This window comes from Paenibacillus thiaminolyticus (assembly GCF_007066085.1).
Classification (GTDB): Bacteria; Bacillota; Bacilli; order Paenibacillales; family Paenibacillaceae; genus Paenibacillus_B; species Paenibacillus_B thiaminolyticus.
The window spans coordinates 2,822,590-2,839,711 of the sequence record NZ_CP041405.1; the positions used below are offsets into that span (position 1 = coordinate 2,822,590).

17 protein-coding genes are annotated in these 17,122 nt (G+C 57.8%); 6 read left to right on the forward strand and 11 right to left on the reverse strand.

Annotation, left to right across the window (positions count from 1 at the left end; all coding sequences use genetic code 11):
• Positions 1-163 precede the first annotated feature (163 nt).
• Positions 164-373 carry a hypothetical protein gene (locus FLT43_RS12710; protein WP_087444573.1) on the forward strand — a complete coding sequence of 70 codons (210 nt, stop codon included), beginning with the start codon at positions 164-166 and terminating at the stop codon, positions 371-373.
• Between the two features lie 175 nt (positions 374-548).
• On the opposite strand, the gene FLT43_RS12715 is transcribed toward FLT43_RS12710, so the two are convergent.
• The 5 genes from FLT43_RS12715 to FLT43_RS12735 form a co-directional block, all read right to left on the reverse strand.
• Positions 549-1,283: a YkyA family protein gene (locus FLT43_RS12715; RefSeq protein WP_087444572.1), complete on the reverse strand. Its 735-nt coding sequence runs from the start codon at positions 1,281-1,283 to the stop codon at positions 549-551.
• Positions 1,284-1,306: 23 nt separating this feature from the next.
• Positions 1,307-2,164 carry a polysaccharide deacetylase family protein gene (locus FLT43_RS12720; RefSeq protein WP_244194351.1) on the reverse strand — a complete coding sequence of 286 codons (858 nt, stop codon included), beginning with the start codon at positions 2,162-2,164 and terminating at the stop codon, positions 1,307-1,309.
• 295 nt (positions 2,165-2,459) lie between these two features.
• Positions 2,460-3,449, reverse strand: coding sequence for a D-2-hydroxyacid dehydrogenase (locus FLT43_RS12725; RefSeq protein ID WP_087444571.1), 990 nt, complete (start codon positions 3,447-3,449; stop codon positions 2,460-2,462).
• A 39-nt stretch (positions 3,450-3,488) separates the two neighbouring features.
• Positions 3,489-5,621 carry a DNA topoisomerase III gene (locus FLT43_RS12730; protein WP_087444570.1) on the reverse strand — a complete coding sequence of 711 codons (2,133 nt, stop codon included), beginning with the start codon at positions 5,619-5,621 and terminating at the stop codon, positions 3,489-3,491.
• A 146-nt stretch (positions 5,622-5,767) separates the two neighbouring features.
• Positions 5,768-6,556: an SDR family oxidoreductase gene (locus FLT43_RS12735; RefSeq protein ID WP_087444569.1), complete on the reverse strand. Its 789-nt coding sequence runs from the start codon at positions 6,554-6,556 to the stop codon at positions 5,768-5,770.
• Positions 6,557-6,761: 205 nt separating this feature from the next.
• Between FLT43_RS12735 and FLT43_RS12740 the strand changes: the two genes are divergently transcribed.
• Together FLT43_RS12740 and FLT43_RS12745 are read left to right on the forward strand one after the other, a co-directional pair.
• Entirely contained in the window at positions 6,762-7,469 is a 708-nt protein-coding gene (locus FLT43_RS12740) for a TraX family protein (protein WP_087444568.1), read from the forward strand.
• A gap of 199 nt (positions 7,470-7,668) precedes the next feature.
• Positions 7,669-8,409 (forward strand): stalk domain-containing protein, encoded by a 741-nt coding sequence (locus FLT43_RS12745; protein WP_164776341.1) that lies wholly within the window; start codon positions 7,669-7,671, stop codon positions 8,407-8,409.
• Positions 8,410-8,466: 57 nt separating this feature from the next.
• Here FLT43_RS12745 and FLT43_RS12750 read toward each other — a convergent pair whose 3' ends face one another.
• From FLT43_RS12750 to FLT43_RS12770, 5 genes are all read right to left on the reverse strand, one after another.
• Positions 8,467-8,667, reverse strand: coding sequence for a twin-arginine translocase TatA/TatE family subunit (locus tag FLT43_RS12750; RefSeq protein ID WP_087444566.1), 201 nt, complete (start codon positions 8,665-8,667; stop codon positions 8,467-8,469).
• 32 nt (positions 8,668-8,699) lie between these two features.
• Positions 8,700-9,431: a twin-arginine translocase subunit TatC gene (gene tatC / locus FLT43_RS12755; protein ID WP_087444565.1), complete on the reverse strand. Its 732-nt coding sequence runs from the start codon at positions 9,429-9,431 to the stop codon at positions 8,700-8,702.
• A gap of 50 nt (positions 9,432-9,481) precedes the next feature.
• Positions 9,482-11,203 (reverse strand): GMC family oxidoreductase, encoded by a 1,722-nt coding sequence (locus tag FLT43_RS12760; protein ID WP_087444564.1) that lies wholly within the window; start codon positions 11,201-11,203, stop codon positions 9,482-9,484.
• 24 nt (positions 11,204-11,227) lie between these two features.
• The gene (locus tag FLT43_RS12765; protein WP_087444563.1) at positions 11,228-12,016 is read right to left on the reverse strand and encodes a gluconate 2-dehydrogenase subunit 3 family protein; all 789 of its coding nucleotides are present in this window, start codon (positions 12,014-12,016) and stop codon (positions 11,228-11,230) included.
• Between the two features lie 338 nt (positions 12,017-12,354).
• Positions 12,355-12,714: a c-type cytochrome gene (locus FLT43_RS12770; protein WP_087444562.1), complete on the reverse strand. Its 360-nt coding sequence runs from the start codon at positions 12,712-12,714 to the stop codon at positions 12,355-12,357.
• 188 nt (positions 12,715-12,902) lie between these two features.
• Here FLT43_RS12770 and FLT43_RS12775 point away from each other — a divergent pair, with 188 nt between their 5' ends.
• The 3 genes from FLT43_RS12775 to serS all read left to right on the forward strand — a co-directional run bounded on the left by FLT43_RS12775 (position 12,903) and on the right by serS (position 15,458).
• A complete protein-coding gene (locus FLT43_RS12775; protein ID WP_087445379.1) occupies positions 12,903-13,382 on the forward strand; it encodes a glutathione peroxidase in 480 nt (159 codons plus the stop codon).
• 26 nt (positions 13,383-13,408) lie between these two features.
• On the forward strand, positions 13,409-13,882 hold the full coding sequence (locus FLT43_RS12780; RefSeq protein WP_087444561.1) for a MarR family winged helix-turn-helix transcriptional regulator: 474 nt from the start codon (positions 13,409-13,411) through the stop codon (positions 13,880-13,882).
• 301 nt (positions 13,883-14,183) lie between these two features.
• Entirely contained in the window at positions 14,184-15,458 is a 1,275-nt protein-coding gene (serS, locus tag FLT43_RS12785; protein ID WP_087444560.1) for a serine--tRNA ligase, read from the forward strand.
• A 601-nt stretch (positions 15,459-16,059) separates the two neighbouring features.
• Here serS and FLT43_RS12790 read toward each other — a convergent pair.
• Positions 16,060-17,079: a copper amine oxidase N-terminal domain-containing protein gene (locus FLT43_RS12790; RefSeq protein ID WP_087444559.1), complete on the reverse strand. Its 1,020-nt coding sequence runs from the start codon at positions 17,077-17,079 to the stop codon at positions 16,060-16,062.
• Positions 17,080-17,122 lie beyond the last annotated feature (43 nt).

Below are 17,122 nucleotides of genomic sequence, written 5' to 3' on the forward strand. Positions count from 1 at the left end.
GCCTCAAAATCGCCTTAATCTTGGAATCATAATAGAAGACGCGGGGACAGCAAATCGTTATAATGATACTGTGATGTATATCACTACATATGGAAGGCTAGATTTGGTTATAGATGTGCAATCAGGAGCAACGCTCAACCATCGGTTCAAGAGGTGATTATTCATGACATACGTCGATATCAGTTCCATAAGCCCGCAGTTGTTCGTGACGGTGCTGTTTTTTCTGCTCATCGTGTGTCCGCTCGTCAGTCTGGGGATCGTCCGTCTCTTTCAGCAGCGTGTGAAGATCGGCATCACCTACATTGCTTCCGCCATCGTCTCTTACGTCGTCTTTCTAATCGCTGCCGAATTTGTGCACAAGACATGGGGGTAACGGGGCACCCCGTCATACCGTTCGTCCGGAGCATCCTTGCGGATAAGGATGCTTTTTTTGATCCAATCGCCACATCAATGGGACAGGCAAGAACCTGTTGCAACGGCACAAAGCCCCCGCCGCCAATTCCCCCGCCTGCAGGGCGGAGAAAAAGCGATGAGGGCTAAGCATTACATCATTCGCTGCCGTCGTTCTCGATGGGCGGAATTTCTAATTCGGGATCGACGGAGTCATTATCTTCCTTCGGCTGCTCAGGCTTCTTCACCTGCAAGCCCGCCTTCTCGTAGAAGGCCGATTTGAGCGTATTGAACTGCGTCGTGTAATCGTTGAACTGCGTCTTCAATTCTTCGACCTGGCGGTAAGCTTCATTCCGCTCCGCGACCGCCTTATTGATCGACTTCAGCTTCGTATCCTCCGACTTCAGCTGCTCGTACAGCGACTGCTCATGTTCAATCCACTTCTCGTAGCTCTCGAAGAGCGACTTGAACGTGTCATACCGCTTCACATACGCTTGATAGGCTTCTTCCGCCGGCTTCTTCAGCTCCTCTTCCTTCAGATTCGCGATGATGCCGTCCATCTCGCCAATCTGATCGCGCGCCTCGTCCAACTGGGCCTTCATCTGCTCCAGCACCTGCTTGCGCTCGGCGAGCGCCTGATTCGTATTGTCGATCAGCGTCTGCACGTTACGGTTATCCTGCTTGCCTTGATTAATAATGGAAATGTATTGCTTCTCATCTTTATCTTCAAGGGTTTTCAGCGAGCTCATCGCGGCCGGCACGTTCACTTCCGTCGACGAAGCCTTCTCGAACCGGTCGAAAATTTGCGTCGTCGGCGATGCGCCGCATCCTGATATCGCCACGGCGATGGACAATATAGCCGCCGCTGCCCCCCATGTTCTCAATCCTGCCACTCTTCGTACCTCCCTAGTTCCTGCTACAGACGCTTGTCATGATGGAAATTGCAGGCAAAGTGGGCGTTCGGATCATAGACCTCGAACTCATACCCTTTGCTCTGGATATACTCGATAATTGACGGCAAAGCAGCCAGTGTCTGTTCGCGATCATGCATCAGGATGACCTCCACGTCCTCCGTCAGTCCGGCCTTGACCTGCTCCAGAATCCGATTCGGCTGCCCGACATATTGCCAGTCCAGCGAATCGAGCGTCCAGTCCCACATCTTGAATCCGGCCTGCGCGATATCGCCGCGGAATGATTTCCCAATCTGCGGAGCGCTGCCGTATGGAGCCCGGATAAGCGTCGGTGTCACGCCGGTCAGATCGTTGACGATGCCTTGGGCTTCCTGGAATTCCTTGATGAAATTCCCTGAACCGCCGCTCTTATACAACTTGTTGTAATCATGGGACATGCTGTGAAGGCCCGGATAATGGCCGTCTTCCACGATACGCTTCACCGCGTCGGGATAGGTTCTCATATTGTCGCCAAGCATGAAGAACGTTGCCTTGATACCGTTTTTGTCCAACAGATCCAGCATGTCGTTCGAATACTTGCTTGGTCCGTCATCGAATGTAAGATAGGCGACCTTGCGGGTCATGCCGTTATATTCCTTCGGCACTTCCTTCTCGACCGCTGCCGAGGCGAATGCGGCTACTTCCGTGACAACCAGTTCACTGCCGGTCGCCGACGCGGTGCCGGTGCCTATCAGACTCTTGGCGACCGAATAAGCACCATAGCAAATGCCAATAACGAGCAGCAACAATACCGTCCGCCCGATCCATCTCTTCTTGCTCTTCCGCTTCCGTGTGTTTCTCGACATCACGTTTCGATCATTCATGCTCAATCTCCACTTCCTTCTCCTTCTTTCGACACTACTATAATACAAGTCTAGCATTTTGACATTACAGAAACATGACAAAAAGGGAAAATAAGCGGGATTAATATAAACAATGTTGTTACCATTACATAGAAAAGATATGGTAGGAATCGAGAGTCGTTCGGATAGAAAAACGAGGACAATCTAGTAAAAGAAAGGAAGCGCCCCAACTATTTATATTCATGGCATGCCAAAAAAATGACCCGGGAACGAAGCCCGGGTCATTCCTGAGCGGCGTCTTCATCGCCGCCTTCTCCTAGCGATGGATGACATGCTGTGGAGAGCCTATCAGATAGGCACGAATATTATCGGCAGCGATCGCGAGCAGGCGTTGGCGGGCTGCTTGCGAAGCCCAGGCCATATGGGGCGTGACGATAAGCCGCTGATGGGGCATGAGCAGCGGATGCGATGCCGAAGGCGGCTCCTCCGCGAGCACATCCAGCAGGACGCCGCAGAGCCGCCCTTCCCGCAGCGCGCCGGCCACCTCCTGCTCATGCAGCAGCCCGCCGCGGGACGTATTAATGAGCACCGCCGTCCGCTTCATCTTCCCGATGAAGGTCCGGTTGACCATGCCGCGCGTCTCTTCGGTCAGCGGACAATGCAGCGACACGACATCCGCCTCGGCCAGCAGTTCATCCTGACTGACGAACCGAATCCCGGCTTCGCCTGCCGGCACCGTGCGGGTGGTTGCGATGACATCCATCCCGAATGCCCGGGCCAGCCCGGCCACCTTGCGCCCGATCTGCCCGTAGCCGATGATGCCGAACGTCTTGCCGGCCAATTCCGTCTGCGGCGACAGCCCGTAGCTGAAGTCCGGCTGGCGGGACCAGCGGCCCCGCTTCACCGAGCGATCATGGGCTTCCACCCGGTGGCACCAGGCAAGGAGCAGGGCGAAGACGAATTGGGCGACATTGTCCGCGCCGTACCCCGGGACGTTCGTCACGGTGATGCCCAGCGACTGCGCCGCATCGACATCGACGATGTCATAGCCAGTCGCCAGCACGCCGATATAACGGAGCGACGGCAGCTTCCGCAGCGTCTCCGCAGTCAGCGGCGTCTTGTTCGTCAGCACGATATCCGCCCCTTGCGCCCGGGCATCAATCTCCTTCCTCTCCGTGCGCGGATACACCTCCACCTGCACTTCGGCCGCTGGAATACACGCCGCCTCCGCGACCGCTGCGCGCAGCACGTCCCAGCTCAGATCGCCGGGATTGAGCGCATGGCCGTCCAATATGACGATCCGCATCGCGGCTCTCGCCCCCTTCTCCTTTTCGCTTGCGCTTCCTTATTCGCCGTTCTGCTTCGCCAGCGCGGCCTTGAGCAGATCGCCCAGATTGTTGCCGAGCGGCTCCTGCTTCTCGAATTGCTTGACCAGCTTCCGCTCTTCATGCTTCTTGATTCGGCCGCCGCCTTCCTCCAGCTTCTCCGTAATGTTGCAAGGAAGGCACTGCACGAATTTGCCGGCTTTGCCGATTTTGAACTCCATTTTTTTATGGCATTGCGGGCAGCGCCGGTTCGACAGATTCTTCTCCTCCGAGCGCCGGTACTCGCATGATTTGTTGGAGCAGACGAGCCACTTGCCCCGCTTCCCCTTGCGCTCCATCAGCCGCGATCCGCACTCCGGGCAATGGCTGCTCGTCAGGTTATGCGGCTTATACTCCGCCTGGCTCCGCTTCACTTCGCTCACGAGCTGTTCCGTCATCTTGCGGATATCCGTCATGAAGGCAGACGTCTGAGCCGAACCGCGGGCAATCTGCTCCAGCTCGCGCTCCCACTGTGCCGTCAACTCCGGCGAACGAAGCTGCTCGGACACGAGGTTGATGAGCTGGGTCCCCTTGCCGGTCGGCTGGAGCGAAGAGCCTTGGCGTTCGATCGTGTCGGAGGAGACCAGCTTCTCGATGATATCCGCCCGGGTCGCCGGCGTGCCGAGTCCGTATTTCTCCATCTGGGTAAGCAGCGTAGCTTCGGTATATCTTGCAGGCGGCTTCGTCCGTCCGCGGCGGGTAAGGACGCGCTTCGCCTGCAGCCGTTGGCCCTGGGTGAGGCTCGGCAGGCGCTGCTCGGCCCTGCCCGCTTCGTCGGCATCGTCATCGTCATCCGCCAGCTCCCAATCGTTCTCATACGCCTTTTTCCAGCCGTTGTCGATGACCGTCTTGCCTTTCGCATGCAGCTGCTCCCCGCCCATGCCGATCGTGACCGCGACTTGCTCGTAACGGACCGGGGGCAAGAACAAGGCGAGGAAGCGGCGCGCGATGAGATCATAGAGCTTGCGCTCCTCCGGCGACAGATTGGCCAGCCGCAGCGGCTCATCCGTAGGAATGATGGCGTGATGATCCGTCACCTTCGCATCATCGACGATGCGCTTCGTTACATGCAGCTTCCCGCGCAGGAGCGGCTTCGCGATCGCGGCGTACGGGCCAACGGCCATCGCATCCAGCCGCTCGGGCAGCGTCCCCGTCATATCGGAAGACAGATACCGGCTGTCCGTGCGCGGATACGTTACGAGCTTGTGCTGCTCGTACAGCCGCTGCAGCACATTCGACGTCTGCTTCGCGGAGAAGCCGTAGCGCCGGTTCGCGTCCCGCTGCAGCTCGGTCAAATCGTAAGCGAGCGGATGCGGCTCGCTCTTCTCCGACTTCTTCAAGCCGGAGATCAGCGCCTCGCGCCCTCTCAGCTTCTCGGTCAGCGCCGCAGCCTCTTCCAGCCGGAACAGGCGGGCATCCCCGCCCGGGGCGCGCCATGCGGCCTCGAAGCCGCCGAAGTCAGCGTGCACCGTCTCATATTCCTGCGATTGGAACTCCCGAATCTCCTGCTCCCGCTTCATCAGCATCGCCAGCGTCGGCGTCTGCACCCGGCCGGCGGACAACGGGGTCTCGAACTTGGTCGTCAGCGCCCGCGTCACATTCAACCCGATGAGCCAATCGGCTTCGGCGCGGCAGCGGGCCGATTCATACAGCCGATCGAACGCCTTGCCGGGCTTCAATTGGCGGAAGCCCTCCCGAATCGCCTTGTCTGTCTGGGAGGAGATCCAGAGACGATGGAACGGCTTGTTCCACTTGACCATCTGCATAATCCAGCGGGCGAGCAATTCTCCTTCGCGTGCCGCGTCCGTCGCGACAATCAGGTCCTTCAGGTCCTGACGCTTGCAGAGCTGCTGGACGGCCTTGAATTGATGAGATGATTCCCGAAGCACCTTCAATCGCATCCGATCCGGGATGATCGGCAGATCTTCCAGGCGCCAGGTCTGGTAGTTCTTATCGTAGTCTTCCGGCTCCGCCAGCCCGACCAGATGACCAAGCGCCCAGGTGACGACATAATCAGGACCTTCAAAATATGTTTTATGCGAGTTGCGGCATCCGAGCACGCGCGCGAGCTCCCGCGCAACCGAAGGCTTTTCTGCCAGAACGAGTGATTTCATGCGTCCATTCCTTCCTTATCGATAATCTGAACCCATTATAGCATGGCGTTCAACAGCGGTACCGCCCCTTCCCCTGCCGCCAACGGACGCAGCCCCGAAAGAAGAATTTGTCTCTCGGGGCCCGCATGGCGATACATCGTTCCGGCTTAGAGCGAGCGGACGGCTCCCCCGTCGGCCAGCACCGCCTGTCCGGTCATATAGCTGTTCGCCGGCGAGGCGAGGAACGCGATCAGCGTCCCCATCTCCTCCGGGCTGCCGTATCGTCCGATAGGAATGCGGCGGCGCTGCTCCTCCTCGATCTGGCCGACCTCCACCTGCCGCGCCTCCGCGGCCAACTGGTCCAATTGGATGACGCGATCGGTCGCGAAGCGGCCCGGACCGACCGTATTGATGAGAATATTGTCCCGTGCCAGCTCCGGAGCCAACGTCTTCGCAAGCCCGAGCACGCCGACCCGCAGGGTGGAGGAGACGATGAGATTCTCGATCGGCTCCTTATGTGCGGAGGAGGTCACATTGACGATGCGCCCGAACTTCTGGCCGCGCATATAAGGAAGCACGGCGCGAATGGAGCGGATATAGCTGAGCAGCGTCAGCTCGAAGCCGTGCTGCCAGGCCGAGTCGTCAATCTCATCGAAGGTTCCCGGTGCCGGCCCGCCGCAATTGTTGACCAGAATGTCGACCGTGCCGTACCGCTCCACGGTAACGGCTACGATGCGTTCAATGTCTTGCGGGCGGGTAATATCCGCCACGACGGCAAGCGGCCGGCTGCCTGTCCGTGCCTCTATCTGTCCCGCCGCCTCGCGAACGGTCTCTTCCTGGCGGCCGACCAATGTCACGCGCGCCCCTTCCCCCGCCAGCGCGGAGGCTGCTGCCAATCCCAAGCCTTTGGATGAGGCCAACACGATGGCCGTCTTGTCCTTCAGTTGCAAATCCATAGATACCCGGCTCCTCTCCTGTAAAATACGGCAAGTCTGCCGCACGCCGCGGCAGATTCGACATGCACCTGCGATGCTGCTATCGACATTATACCAAATTCAACCACTTTCTTCGTAATCCTCCTCCCTGGTTGTGCTATGATAAGGGAATGGACAACCGCGGCCCGCACGCCGCGGCCGCTATCGCAAGGAGGGATTCCACGCCTTGAACGCGTTCACGCTGAAGCTGCTCGCGCTCGCACTCATGCTGCTCGATCATATTCATTTTTATTTCCCGGATTCTCCCGACTGGTTCCATAGCGCGGGACGGCTGGCCGCCCCCATCTTCTTCTTCTTCGCGGCGGAAGGCTACGCCCATACGCGCGACATCCGGCGCTACATGCTGCGCATGTTCATTTTCGCTCTGGTGATGGCGGCAGGCAGCGAGCTGCTGACGTTGGCCATGCCGGGCGGCACGATTGACAATAACATCTTCCTCTCGCTCTTCGCCGCGCTCGTGCTGATGGCAGCGTTGGACTGGGCGAGATCGTCAGGCCAGACGGCGGGAGGCATCCTGATCTGCGGCACGATTATGGGAGCCATGTTCTTCGTCGAGTACGGCTTGCTGGCGGTGTCGATGGCGATCGTCTTCCATCTGCTTCGAGGCACCAAAGCGATGATGCCGGCGTTCATCCTCTCTTCTCTCGTGCTCTCGCTCGCCCCGTACGCCCATGTGCACCGAGAGGAGATGTGGACGGCGCATTACCTGTTCGTGGTCAATCCGCAATGGATGATGATCTTTGCCATCCCGCTGATAATGGCCTATAACAGAGAACGAGGCCCGGACCAGCCATGGGCCAAGTACGTATTCTATTTCTTTTATCCACTGCATGTGTGGATTCTATATGCCATCAGCTGGCTGGCCGCGGCATAGGCCGCCCCATGTCAGCCGTGCATTCCCCGCTTACTCGCAGCGTGAAGCAGAGCAAACGAGATGATAATATGGTAAAATAGTCCTACTACTGATAGACTATCAAGCAGCAATGCCGCTGCTGCGGGAAACATAGGCCAAGTCCTAGCAATGATAGAATCTGATACATGCTAAGATACATAACTTCATGAGGAGAGATGACATGAAAAATAGATGGTTCATCGGACTCGCGTTCGTGATGCTGCTTGCCGCATTTGCAACCGGAGCGTTGGCCGCCGGGTCGTACAAGCTGATCGTGGACGGGAAGAAAATAGATGCGGACATCCGGGACATCAACGGCACCGTCTATGTGCCGTTGCGCACCGTCTCGGAAGCGCTTGGGGCCGCCGTGCGCTATGACAAGACCAGCCAGACGATTACGCTCCATTCGTCTCCGCGTGCTGCACCGGCCGCGCAAGATGCGGCGGATGAATCGCGCAAGGGTTCCCGGCAGCATCCGGCTTCGCTGGGCGAGACGGTGGCCTTTGCGGCGGGCAACGGAGCCGATGCGACGGCGACAGGAAGCATAACCATCGAGGAGATTGTTAGAGGGAAGGAAGCATGGGATCAAATCTATGCGACGAACCGCTTCAACAAAGCGCCGCGCAAAGGCTATGAATACATATTGGCAAAAGTGACCGTCAGCATCGACTCTCACGCCAACCCGGACGCGGCGGTCGATGTCAACGCGTTCGACTTCACCCTGGTCTCATCCGCCGGCGCCGATTACCCCGCAGTCGCGGTCGTCACTCCGGATCCCCCGCTCCGGACGAAGATATATGTCGGCGGCACCTATACGGGATGGGCCGCCTTCCAGGTCCGTCATGACGACGCGGAGCCGCTCATCGCGAACGGCCGCAAACACGACGGCACGAGCGGCCTGTGGTTCAAGACCGTTCCATAACAACAACGAAGCCGCAGCATCCCTGGCTTAGGGAGGCTGCGGCTGATTGCGTTGGGCCTATGGAAGCTTTTTCAGCTCGATCGTCTCTCTGTCTTCCTCTTCCTTACCGTCATCGGTCAGGCCGCGGGTGGAATTGCGGAATTCCCGCAGCGTATCGCCGAATGCGCGGCCGAGCTGCGGCAGCTTCGCCGGGCCGAAGAGCAACAGCGCCAGCATCAAAATAATGACCAGGCCGGAAATCCCGATATTGTTCAGCATGGAGGCCACCTCCTTCCTTGAAGATGTGAGGGCTACGGACTGGCAGACGAGGCATCCAGCCGGCGGGAATAGGCAGCGGACAGACAAATGCTCAGTTCGAACAACGCGATCAGCGGGATGGTTACCGACAAATGCGAGACGACATCGGGCGGCGAGATGCATGCCCCGACAATCGTCAATCCGAGGTAGGCAGGCTTCCGGATGCGGCGCAGCTTATCCGGCGTCATGAGTTCCAGCCGGGTCAGGAACAGGACCACGACCGGCATCTCGAAGGCAATGCCGAGCGGGAAGACGATATTGAACATCAACGTGAAATACCGGTCGATGCCATAAATCTCCGCCGCCCCAATGCTGCGGTTCATCTGCATCAGGAATTCCAGCATCATCGGGAACACAAGGTAATAGCTGAAGGCAACCCCCAGCAGGAACATCAGGAAGGAGGCGGGCACATAAGCCAGCGCCGCCAGCGCCTCTACTTCCGTCAACCCCGGGCGGACGAACGCCCACAGCTGATAAAAGAGGACAGGCAGCGACAGCAGCACAGCGAAGAGCAGGGCGCACTTCATATAGACGAACAGCCCGTCCGTGAACGCGAACACGTTCCATTGGATTCCGAGCTTGGCTGGACGCGACTTCAGCAGAACCAGCAGCCGCGGCGATAAGTATACCCCGACGCACAGCATCGCAATGAACCACGAAGTGAACACAATCAGCCGCTTGCGCAGTTCCGTCAAATGCAGAATCAGTTCTTCCTGGTTATTCATTCGATCTCGCCCCTTGCCGGACAAGGTGAGGACGCGAAGGGTTTCCGCATTTACGCCAACGGCCCTCCCTGCTTCAAATACGTGAGAATGCCTTCCGCCGCGCGATAGGCAAGCGCGCCTACGGTGGCGGTCGGGTTGTACCCGCTGTTATGAGGGAAGGCCGACGCGCCGACGACGAATACATTATCCGCGTCCCACATTTGCATATAGTTATTGACGGCCGAAGTGGACGGATCGCTTCCCATAATGACGCCGCCCGTGTTATGCGTCGACTGGTACGGCACGATATTGTACGGGCCAAGCTCCCCATTGGAACCGGCCTTGCTCGGTTTCATTTCTTGCATAATCTCTGCGGACTTCGCAGCCATGAACTTGACCAACTCGCGGTCCTGATCCTCGAAATCATACGTAATCCGGATCTGGGGAAGTCCATACGTATCCTTGTAGGTAGGGTCCAAATCAAGATAGTGGTGCCGCCATGGCATATTTGCTCCTTGCGGCCCAACGCTCAGCGTGCGATACGCGTAATGCAACGAAGCCTTCTTGAATTCCTTGCCCCAGGAAGGCGTTCCCTCCGGAACCGAGTTGTTGGCGATAGGCCGAAGGCCGGTCTGAGACAGGCGAATACCGGCTCCGTGAATGAAGTTGACATCCGAATGGTCGAAGTTGTCACCGTTGAAGTCATCAATTTCAATGCCCAGCGCTCCGGCGCCTGCATAGGTGTTGAACTCGCGGTCCTCATAAAATCCGGCGGCGGCCCCCCCATTCACTTGGTAGGCATAGTTGCGGCCGATGACGCCCTGCCCGGTATCCGGGTTATAAGCCGTCCCCAGATTCGACAGCAGCAGCAGCTTCACGTTATTGAAGACGTAACTGGCCAAAATAACGACATCGGCAGGCTGAATGAACTCCTTGCGCGTCACCGTGTCCACGTAGACAACGCCCGTTGCTTTTTTGCCGCTATGTAAAATCTCGGTCACATTGGAGTTCGTCCGGATCTCCAGATTCCCCGTCTTCTCGGCGACTGGAATGACCGTCACGACCGGATCGGCCTTCGCTCCATATTCGCATCCGAATCGCTCACAGAAGGCGCAATATTGGCAGGCGGCCCGTGCGATGCCGTCCGGATTCGTATACGCTTGAGACAGATTCGCCGACGGCATCATGTACGGATGGTAGCCCAGCTTTTTGGAGGCTTCCTCGAACATGGTAATCGCCGGCGTTTTTTTCATGGGCGGCGTCGGGAACGGATTGGATCGCTTGCCGACCATCGGATTCTGCTCCTGCTCCCCGGAGATGCCGGCCATTTTCTCGAAGTTGTCGAAATAAGGCTCCAGCTCATCATAGGTAATGCCCCAGTCCTGAATGGTCATGCCGTCCGGAATCTTCTTTTTGCCGTAACGTTCCACCGTCTTCGTATAAATCTCGAAATCATACGGCAAAAACCGGAAATATTGGCCGTTCCAATGGATTCCGGCACCGCCGAGACCTTCGCCCATCAGGAAGGAGCCATAGCTTCGCAGCGGCAGCGCCCGCTGGCTTTGTTGGTTGCGGAACGTGACCGTCTCCTTGGACAAGTCTTGCATCAGCTCATAGCGCTGGGCGTAGCGCAGCTCATCATGGACCATGAAATAGTCTTCCGTCTTGCGGCTCTTGCCCCGTTCCAGCCCGAGCACCTTGATGCCTGCCTTGGTCAGCTCGGAAGCGATGACTCCTCCCGCCCAACCCATGCCGACGATCACGACGGGCACTTTCGGTAACTTCGTTGCCATAGCATCGCTCTCCTTACGCGGTTATTAATGTTGGGTCATATGGCTGTGCAAGCTTTGCGGTTCCATCTCGACGAATTCGGGCTTCTCGATAATATTGAGGTAACTCATCTGGTTGCCCGGGTAGCGTCTCATTCTCCATCCCATCATATCTTTGTTCCCGCCATAGAGCGGATCGGCGTAGACGCCTTCGAGCGTCAGCGCACGCAGCATTTTGAAGAAGGCTCCCGTCGTCTCCCCATTATCCAGGAGGACATCCTTGCCTTCCTCGAACGCCTTGAGCACTTCATCCTGCTGACTCGCTTCCAGCTCGGTGAAGGTCTTGCCGTAATGCTTCGTGCTGAACATCTCCAACGCGTCCAATCCTAGCATGAACAGTTCATGGTGCTTGATGCTCGGGAAGCCGCCTTGCGTCGGCTCGCCCTTGAAAAACGGCCCCTGCATATATTCACGCGCATTAATTCCCCATTGGCCTGCCAGCTGGTGATCGATATAAAAGGCAACCCCAAGCTCGGCCGCGCCCTGCCCGATATCGTCTGCGGGGAAAATCCGTTCCACAGCCGCTTCCGTGAGGCGGAACTCCCGCTGATTGAAAAACATCAGCGCCTGGTTATGATCCGCAGCCTGCTGCGGCGCCGGCTGATTCGGAGCCGGCTGCGTCCCGGCGCCCGGCCGTACAGAACGATCGATGACCGCTCCTACGACACCCCCGACTATGGCTCCGCCAAGCGCCGCCCCGGACACTTTCAGAAATTGCCGGCGGGATTGGTCGCGGGCTTGGCCTTGCTGGTTGCTGCGTGTGTCCGCCACATTCATCCTCCTTTTCTGAATTCGGCATCGAATCTTGCACTCACTCTTGAAGTCCGCTGCCCATGTAGTCACGCCTACACTCCGCTGTTCCTTACAAGTTTTGCGAAGCAAAACTCGCTACGAAAGCCGCTTCGAGTTCAAGCAACCTTCTCGGTGCTGAAAATCGGTCTTTTTAAAATGTTCATTTATACAGTCTTCTTTTATGTACGCTTACTATTTCCGTCCACAGGAACAATATGCATATGGTTGACGGCTTGCCGAGACCCGCCACGGCGCGAAAAAGGAGCGAAGATAACCTGCATCTCCACTCCTCTGCGCCGCTTGGTGCGGACGGCGGCATCCGTTTATTTATGGGCAGACAGCCAGTCTACCAACGCGCTAATCTCATCCTCGCTCAATACGCCCTTGAACGCCGTCATTCCGTTGCCTCCGTTATGGATGACAGTCGAGATTTCTTCCGGAGTGCGCGTCGCCCCGACCTTTTGCAGATTCGGGCCCACTTGTCCTTCCAGATTGGCTCCATGGCAGACGAGGCAGTTCTGCTTATAGACCGCCGCCGCGTCTACGGTAGCGGCAGGAGGCGTAGTCTGTTCCGGGGCCGTTCCCTGATTCGTGCCGGCCCCCTGCTTGTTCGCGGATCCGCAAGCAGCCAATCCGATGATGAGGGCTGCAGAGAAGATCATTATGGTCATTTTTTTGAACATCGCTTCATCCACCTCATATTCATGCCAAGAATACCGTTAGCATACCCACTCGTTGTCTCATCATGTATTTATCATTTTCCCTCAAATTAAATTATCCACAATTTAATTGACCACAATTTTTGGTTGTGCTATAAATGGGGGTAGTTAGTTGATACGTTACTTTTCGAATGCAAAGGAGCGGGTGAATGATGGCAACGGTCTACGATTTTACGGTGAAGAAGCCGAATGGCGAATTAACGTCCTTGCGGGATTACGAAGGGCAATTGCTCCTTATCGTCAATACCGCGAGCAAATGCGGATTTACGCCGCAATTCAAGGAACTGCAGGCCTTGTATGACAAGTTCAAGGATCGCGGCTTCGCCGTGCTCGGCTTTCCGTGCGCCCAGTTCGGCAATCAAGAGTACGAGAAGACGGAGGAGACGATGGAGTTCTGTCAGGTGAATTACGGCGTCACCTTCCCGATGTTCGCGAAGGTCGATGTGAAGGGGCCAGAGGCCGATCCGTTGTTTTCCCATCTGACCCATGAGAAAAAAGGGCTGCTGGGCAGCACCGAGATCAAGTGGAATTTCACCAAATTCCTCGTCGGCAAAGACGGGCTCGTCGTGGACCGGTATGCACCGCAGACGAATCCGGCCAAGCTGGAAGATGAGATTGCGGCTCTGCTCTAGCGGGGCCAAGGTTAGGAGTGGTTGCGATGACGACATCCCATCTCCTGCCGCCGGATGAACGGCTGAAGCTGGATAACCAGCTCTGCTTCGCCATTTATGCGGCTTCCCGGGAATTGACGAAGCTATACCGGCCGCTTCTGGAGCGGCTGGAGCTGACCTACCCGCAATATCTCGCCCTCCTGGCGCTATGGGAACATGACGGCATGACGGTGAAGGAATTGGGTCACCGCTTATATTTGGACTCCGGCACGCTAACGCCGATGCTGAAGCGCATGGAGCAGCAAGGGCTGATTCGGCGGACTCGCGCCGCTGAGGATGAACGCAAGGTCATCCTCTCGCTGACCGGCAAGGGCCATTCCTTGAAAAAGGAGGCGGCCTGCATCCCTGCCCAATTAGCGGAGCTGGTTGACAGCGCCCGGCTCGATCCGGCATGCCTGCTGCGCGACATCCGCACGCTGCTGGACCATTTGTCGCAGCATCCTCCGCAGCAGGCCGAATGACGGTTTGACTTTTGGATAAAATATTCTATAATAATATCAATCATGATACAGCTACCACGCCAATGAAGAGCATCCAACTCGGAGGCGTTCTCGATCGGATATAGACAGCCGCTTGTACCTGTCCTTGTCTCTAAGTGAACCGGGCCCGCCCGTTACCGCGGAACCAAGAGGATTCTCCGTCGCCTGCGCCTGAGCGGGAGCGGGAATCAAGTTGGGTGGCACCGCGAGCTAGCGCTCCTCGTCCCAATCGGATGAGGGGCGCTTTCTGTTTATTTTCGGTAGATCGAAGGAGATGTGACGAATGCTGGATATCAAATGGATTCGCAGCCACCCGGATACGGTTCAGGAGGCGGCCCGGGTCAAAGGAATGGAGTTCGACGTGAATGAACTGCTTCAATGGGATGAAGCGAGAAGAGCGAGGCTGCAGGAGGCGGATACGCTCCGCCAAGCCCGCAATGAGGTTTCGGCCCGCATCGCGGCCTGTCTGCGCGATGGTCGGCGTGATGAAGCCGAGACGCTGAAGGCGAGCGTGCGGGAGATGAACGAGACGCTGGAGCGTCTGGAACGGGAACTCGGCGAAGCGGAGCGGGAATTCCGCCGCTGCATGCTGCTCGTTCCGAATCTGCCGGCGGCGGATTCTCCGGTCGGCGCTTCGGACGCCGACAATGTGGAGCTGCGGCGCGTCGGCGAGCCGCCACGCTTCACCTTCGAGCCGCTTGATCATGTTGAGCTCGGCGAGCGGCTTGGCCTGATCGACACGGAGCGCGGGGTGAAGGTCGCGGGCTCGCGCAGCTATTACTTGCGGCAGGCTGGCGTGCTGCTCCATCGGGCGGTGCAGCAGCTGGCGCTCGATCTGCTCGCCGACCGCGGCTTCACGCTGCTGGACGTGCCGCTCCTCGCGCGGGAGGAGGCGCTGGTCGGGACCGGCTTCTTCCCGCTTGGCGAGGAGCAGACATACGCGCTGCCCGAGGACGGCCTCTGGCTCGTCGGCACGTCGGAGGTCAGCCTCGCCGCGTATTACAGCGGCGAGATCGTGGACGTGAGCGAGCCGATCCGGCTGGCGGGCGCCTCGTCCTGCTTCCGCCGCGAAGTCGGCTCGGCCGGCCGGGATGTGCGCGGCCTGTACCGGGTTCACCAGTTCGCCAAGGTGGAACAGGTCGTGCTGACCCGCAGCGATCCGGCGGAATCGAACCGGATGCTGGAGGAGATGGTCGCCCACGCCGAGGACATCCTTCATGCCCTGGAGCTGCCGTACCGCGTCATGGACGTCTGCACCGGCGACATGTCGCAGAAGACGTATAAGCAGTACGATATCGAGACGTGGATGCCCGGGCGCGCCGCTTACGGCGAGACCCACTCGGCCTCGAATCTGCTCGACTTCCAGGCGCGGCGGCTGCAGATCCGCTACCGTGACGAGGACGGGGCGCTCCAGTACTGCCACACCCTCAACAATACGGCCGTCGCCAGCCCGCGCATCCTGATTCCGCTGCTGGAGAATCATCAGCAGGCGGACGGATCGGTGCGGATCCCGGAAGCGCTGCGGCCATATATGCGCGGAATGGATCGCATCCAATAAGGGCCCTTACACAGGGCTTATCCCATAGGCATTGAATCATGACGCAGGGCAAGACGGGATAACCGGGAATGGAAAGGCGGAAAGACGGGTGCGGGACTAACGGCGGAACTTCTGCGGAACTAGCTGCGGAACTAACGGCGGAACTTGCCGCGGAACTAGCCTTGGTACTAGCCGCGGAACTTGCCGCGGAAGATGCATGAGGCAATCCTGCATTGGTGCAGGAATTTACGCTATTTCAGCCGCTATCTAATGAGATTCCTGCAAAAGTACATCATTTTTCCCGATTTTTACTCTCGATCCATGGGGATGGTCTACATTCCTGCTATTGTGCAGGAATTTCGGTAACGGGGGGAGCTTCACAAGAGAAAACTGTAATTTTGCAGTTTTATGGCATGTCGATCTGTGAGCAGCAGGGCGGGGCTGTCTCCCTATAGCTATAAACTACTTACCGGGAACAGCCCCCTTGTTTGCTGCCTATCCATTGTTTGGCCGGAGGTTTGATTGCATCCTTGTTCTCGCTCTAGACGGCGGTCTTGCTTGGTCTTGCTTCTTGCTTGCGGTCTTACTTCAGTCTTGCTTGCGGTCTTACTCGCAGTACGTGTTACTTGTAGTCTTGCGTGCTTGCGTTCTTACTTGCGGTCTTACTTGCGCTCTTGCCGCTGCCCTCGGCGGCCGACGCATCCTTCCGCTTCTCGCCGGCAATGGCCGTCACTGCATCTGCGGAGGTCCGCAGCGATCGCTTGACCTCGAAGGTTCCCAGTTCGGCCGCCTTGCCGTCCTTGTCGATCTTGCCATATTTGACCGTGTCCTGAACCGGGAACGTATGCTGAAAATAGATTAGCGACGCCTCCCCTTCGGGCCGGGTTCCGCTCTCCTCCAGATAGGTATCCGGATTGGATGTCGTCCGTCCCTGCCATAACACTTCCGCCAGCCCCTCCTCATTCACGGCGATGTAGCTCTTCACATCCTTCACCGTAGAGTAGTAGCGCAAAGCTTCTCCTTCCGGGAATTCGATCTTGACCTCGAAGCCTTCGGCCCGATACGGCAGCTCACGGTTCGGGAAGACGAAGGGCAGCAGCAAGGCTTCCTTGCGCGCATCCTCCAGCCCTCCGGTGCGCAGCACCTCATCCCGCCGCACCCGTTCCGGCGTCCGGATAATTGCCGTACGCGTGCTGTTGTTCCACTCCACCTCGCCGCCCAGCGCCTCGCTCACGAAGCGGAGCGGCACATACGTGTGGCCGTCAATGATTTTGACCGGAGCCGCCAGCTCCACTTCTTTGCCGTTCACCCAAGCGGCCGTCTTATCCGCGACCAGCTTCACGGCATTCGACTTGCCCTTGGAATATACCCATACCGTCTTGGTGGCCGCGTCCCATTTGTACGTAATCTCCTGGTCGTTCGAGTTGCCGAAGTAACTGTAATCATCAAAAGCAAATAACGGAACCATGATGTAATTGCGCTCCCATCTCCATTCCGTTAGCTGAAATCCGTTCATGTACACATTGGTCGCCTTCCCGCCAGCCGCCGTATTGCCCGCCGCCTCCGCGTTCCCCGGTCCGGCCAATAATTGGAGTCCCAACCCGATGACCAGACATAATCCGGCTAGCATCCATTTGCGCATCTTTCCTGCTCCTCTCGCATTCGATGTAGGTCCTGGTCGTGCT

Coding starts and splice junctions, on each gene's coding strand:
- FLT43_RS12710 (WP_087444573.1), top strand. CDS start 164: ATGACATACGTCGATATCAGTTCCATAAGCCCGCAGTTGTTCGTGACG.
- FLT43_RS12720 (WP_244194351.1), bottom strand. CDS start 2,164: ATGAATGATCGAAACGTGATGTCGAGAAACACACGGAAGCGGAAGAGC.
- FLT43_RS12725 (WP_087444571.1), bottom strand. CDS start 3,449: ATGCGGATCGTCATATTGGACGGCCATGCGCTCAATCCCGGCGATCTG.
- FLT43_RS12730 (WP_087444570.1), bottom strand. CDS start 5,621: ATGAAATCACTCGTTCTGGCAGAAAAGCCTTCGGTTGCGCGGGAGCTC.
- FLT43_RS12735 (WP_087444569.1), bottom strand. CDS start 6,556: ATGGATTTGCAACTGAAGGACAAGACGGCCATCGTGTTGGCCTCATCC.
- FLT43_RS12745 (WP_164776341.1), top strand. CDS start 7,669: ATGAAAAATAGATGGTTCATCGGACTCGCGTTCGTGATGCTGCTTGCC.
- FLT43_RS12750 (WP_087444566.1), bottom strand. CDS start 8,667: ATGCTGAACAATATCGGGATTTCCGGCCTGGTCATTATTTTGATGCTG.
- tatC (WP_087444565.1), bottom strand. CDS start 9,431: ATGAATAACCAGGAAGAACTGATTCTGCATTTGACGGAACTGCGCAAG.
- FLT43_RS12760 (WP_087444564.1), bottom strand. CDS start 11,203: ATGGCAACGAAGTTACCGAAAGTGCCCGTCGTGATCGTCGGCATGGGT.
- FLT43_RS12765 (WP_087444563.1), bottom strand. CDS start 12,016: ATGAATGTGGCGGACACACGCAGCAACCAGCAAGGCCAAGCCCGCGAC.
- FLT43_RS12770 (WP_087444562.1), bottom strand. CDS start 12,714: ATGTTCAAAAAAATGACCATAATGATCTTCTCTGCAGCCCTCATCATC.
- FLT43_RS12775 (WP_087445379.1), top strand. CDS start 12,903: ATGGCAACGGTCTACGATTTTACGGTGAAGAAGCCGAATGGCGAATTA.
- FLT43_RS12780 (WP_087444561.1), top strand. CDS start 13,409: ATGACGACATCCCATCTCCTGCCGCCGGATGAACGGCTGAAGCTGGAT.
- serS (WP_087444560.1), top strand. CDS start 14,184: ATGCTGGATATCAAATGGATTCGCAGCCACCCGGATACGGTTCAGGAG.
- FLT43_RS12790 (WP_087444559.1), bottom strand. CDS start 17,079: ATGCGCAAATGGATGCTAGCCGGATTATGTCTGGTCATCGGGTTGGGA.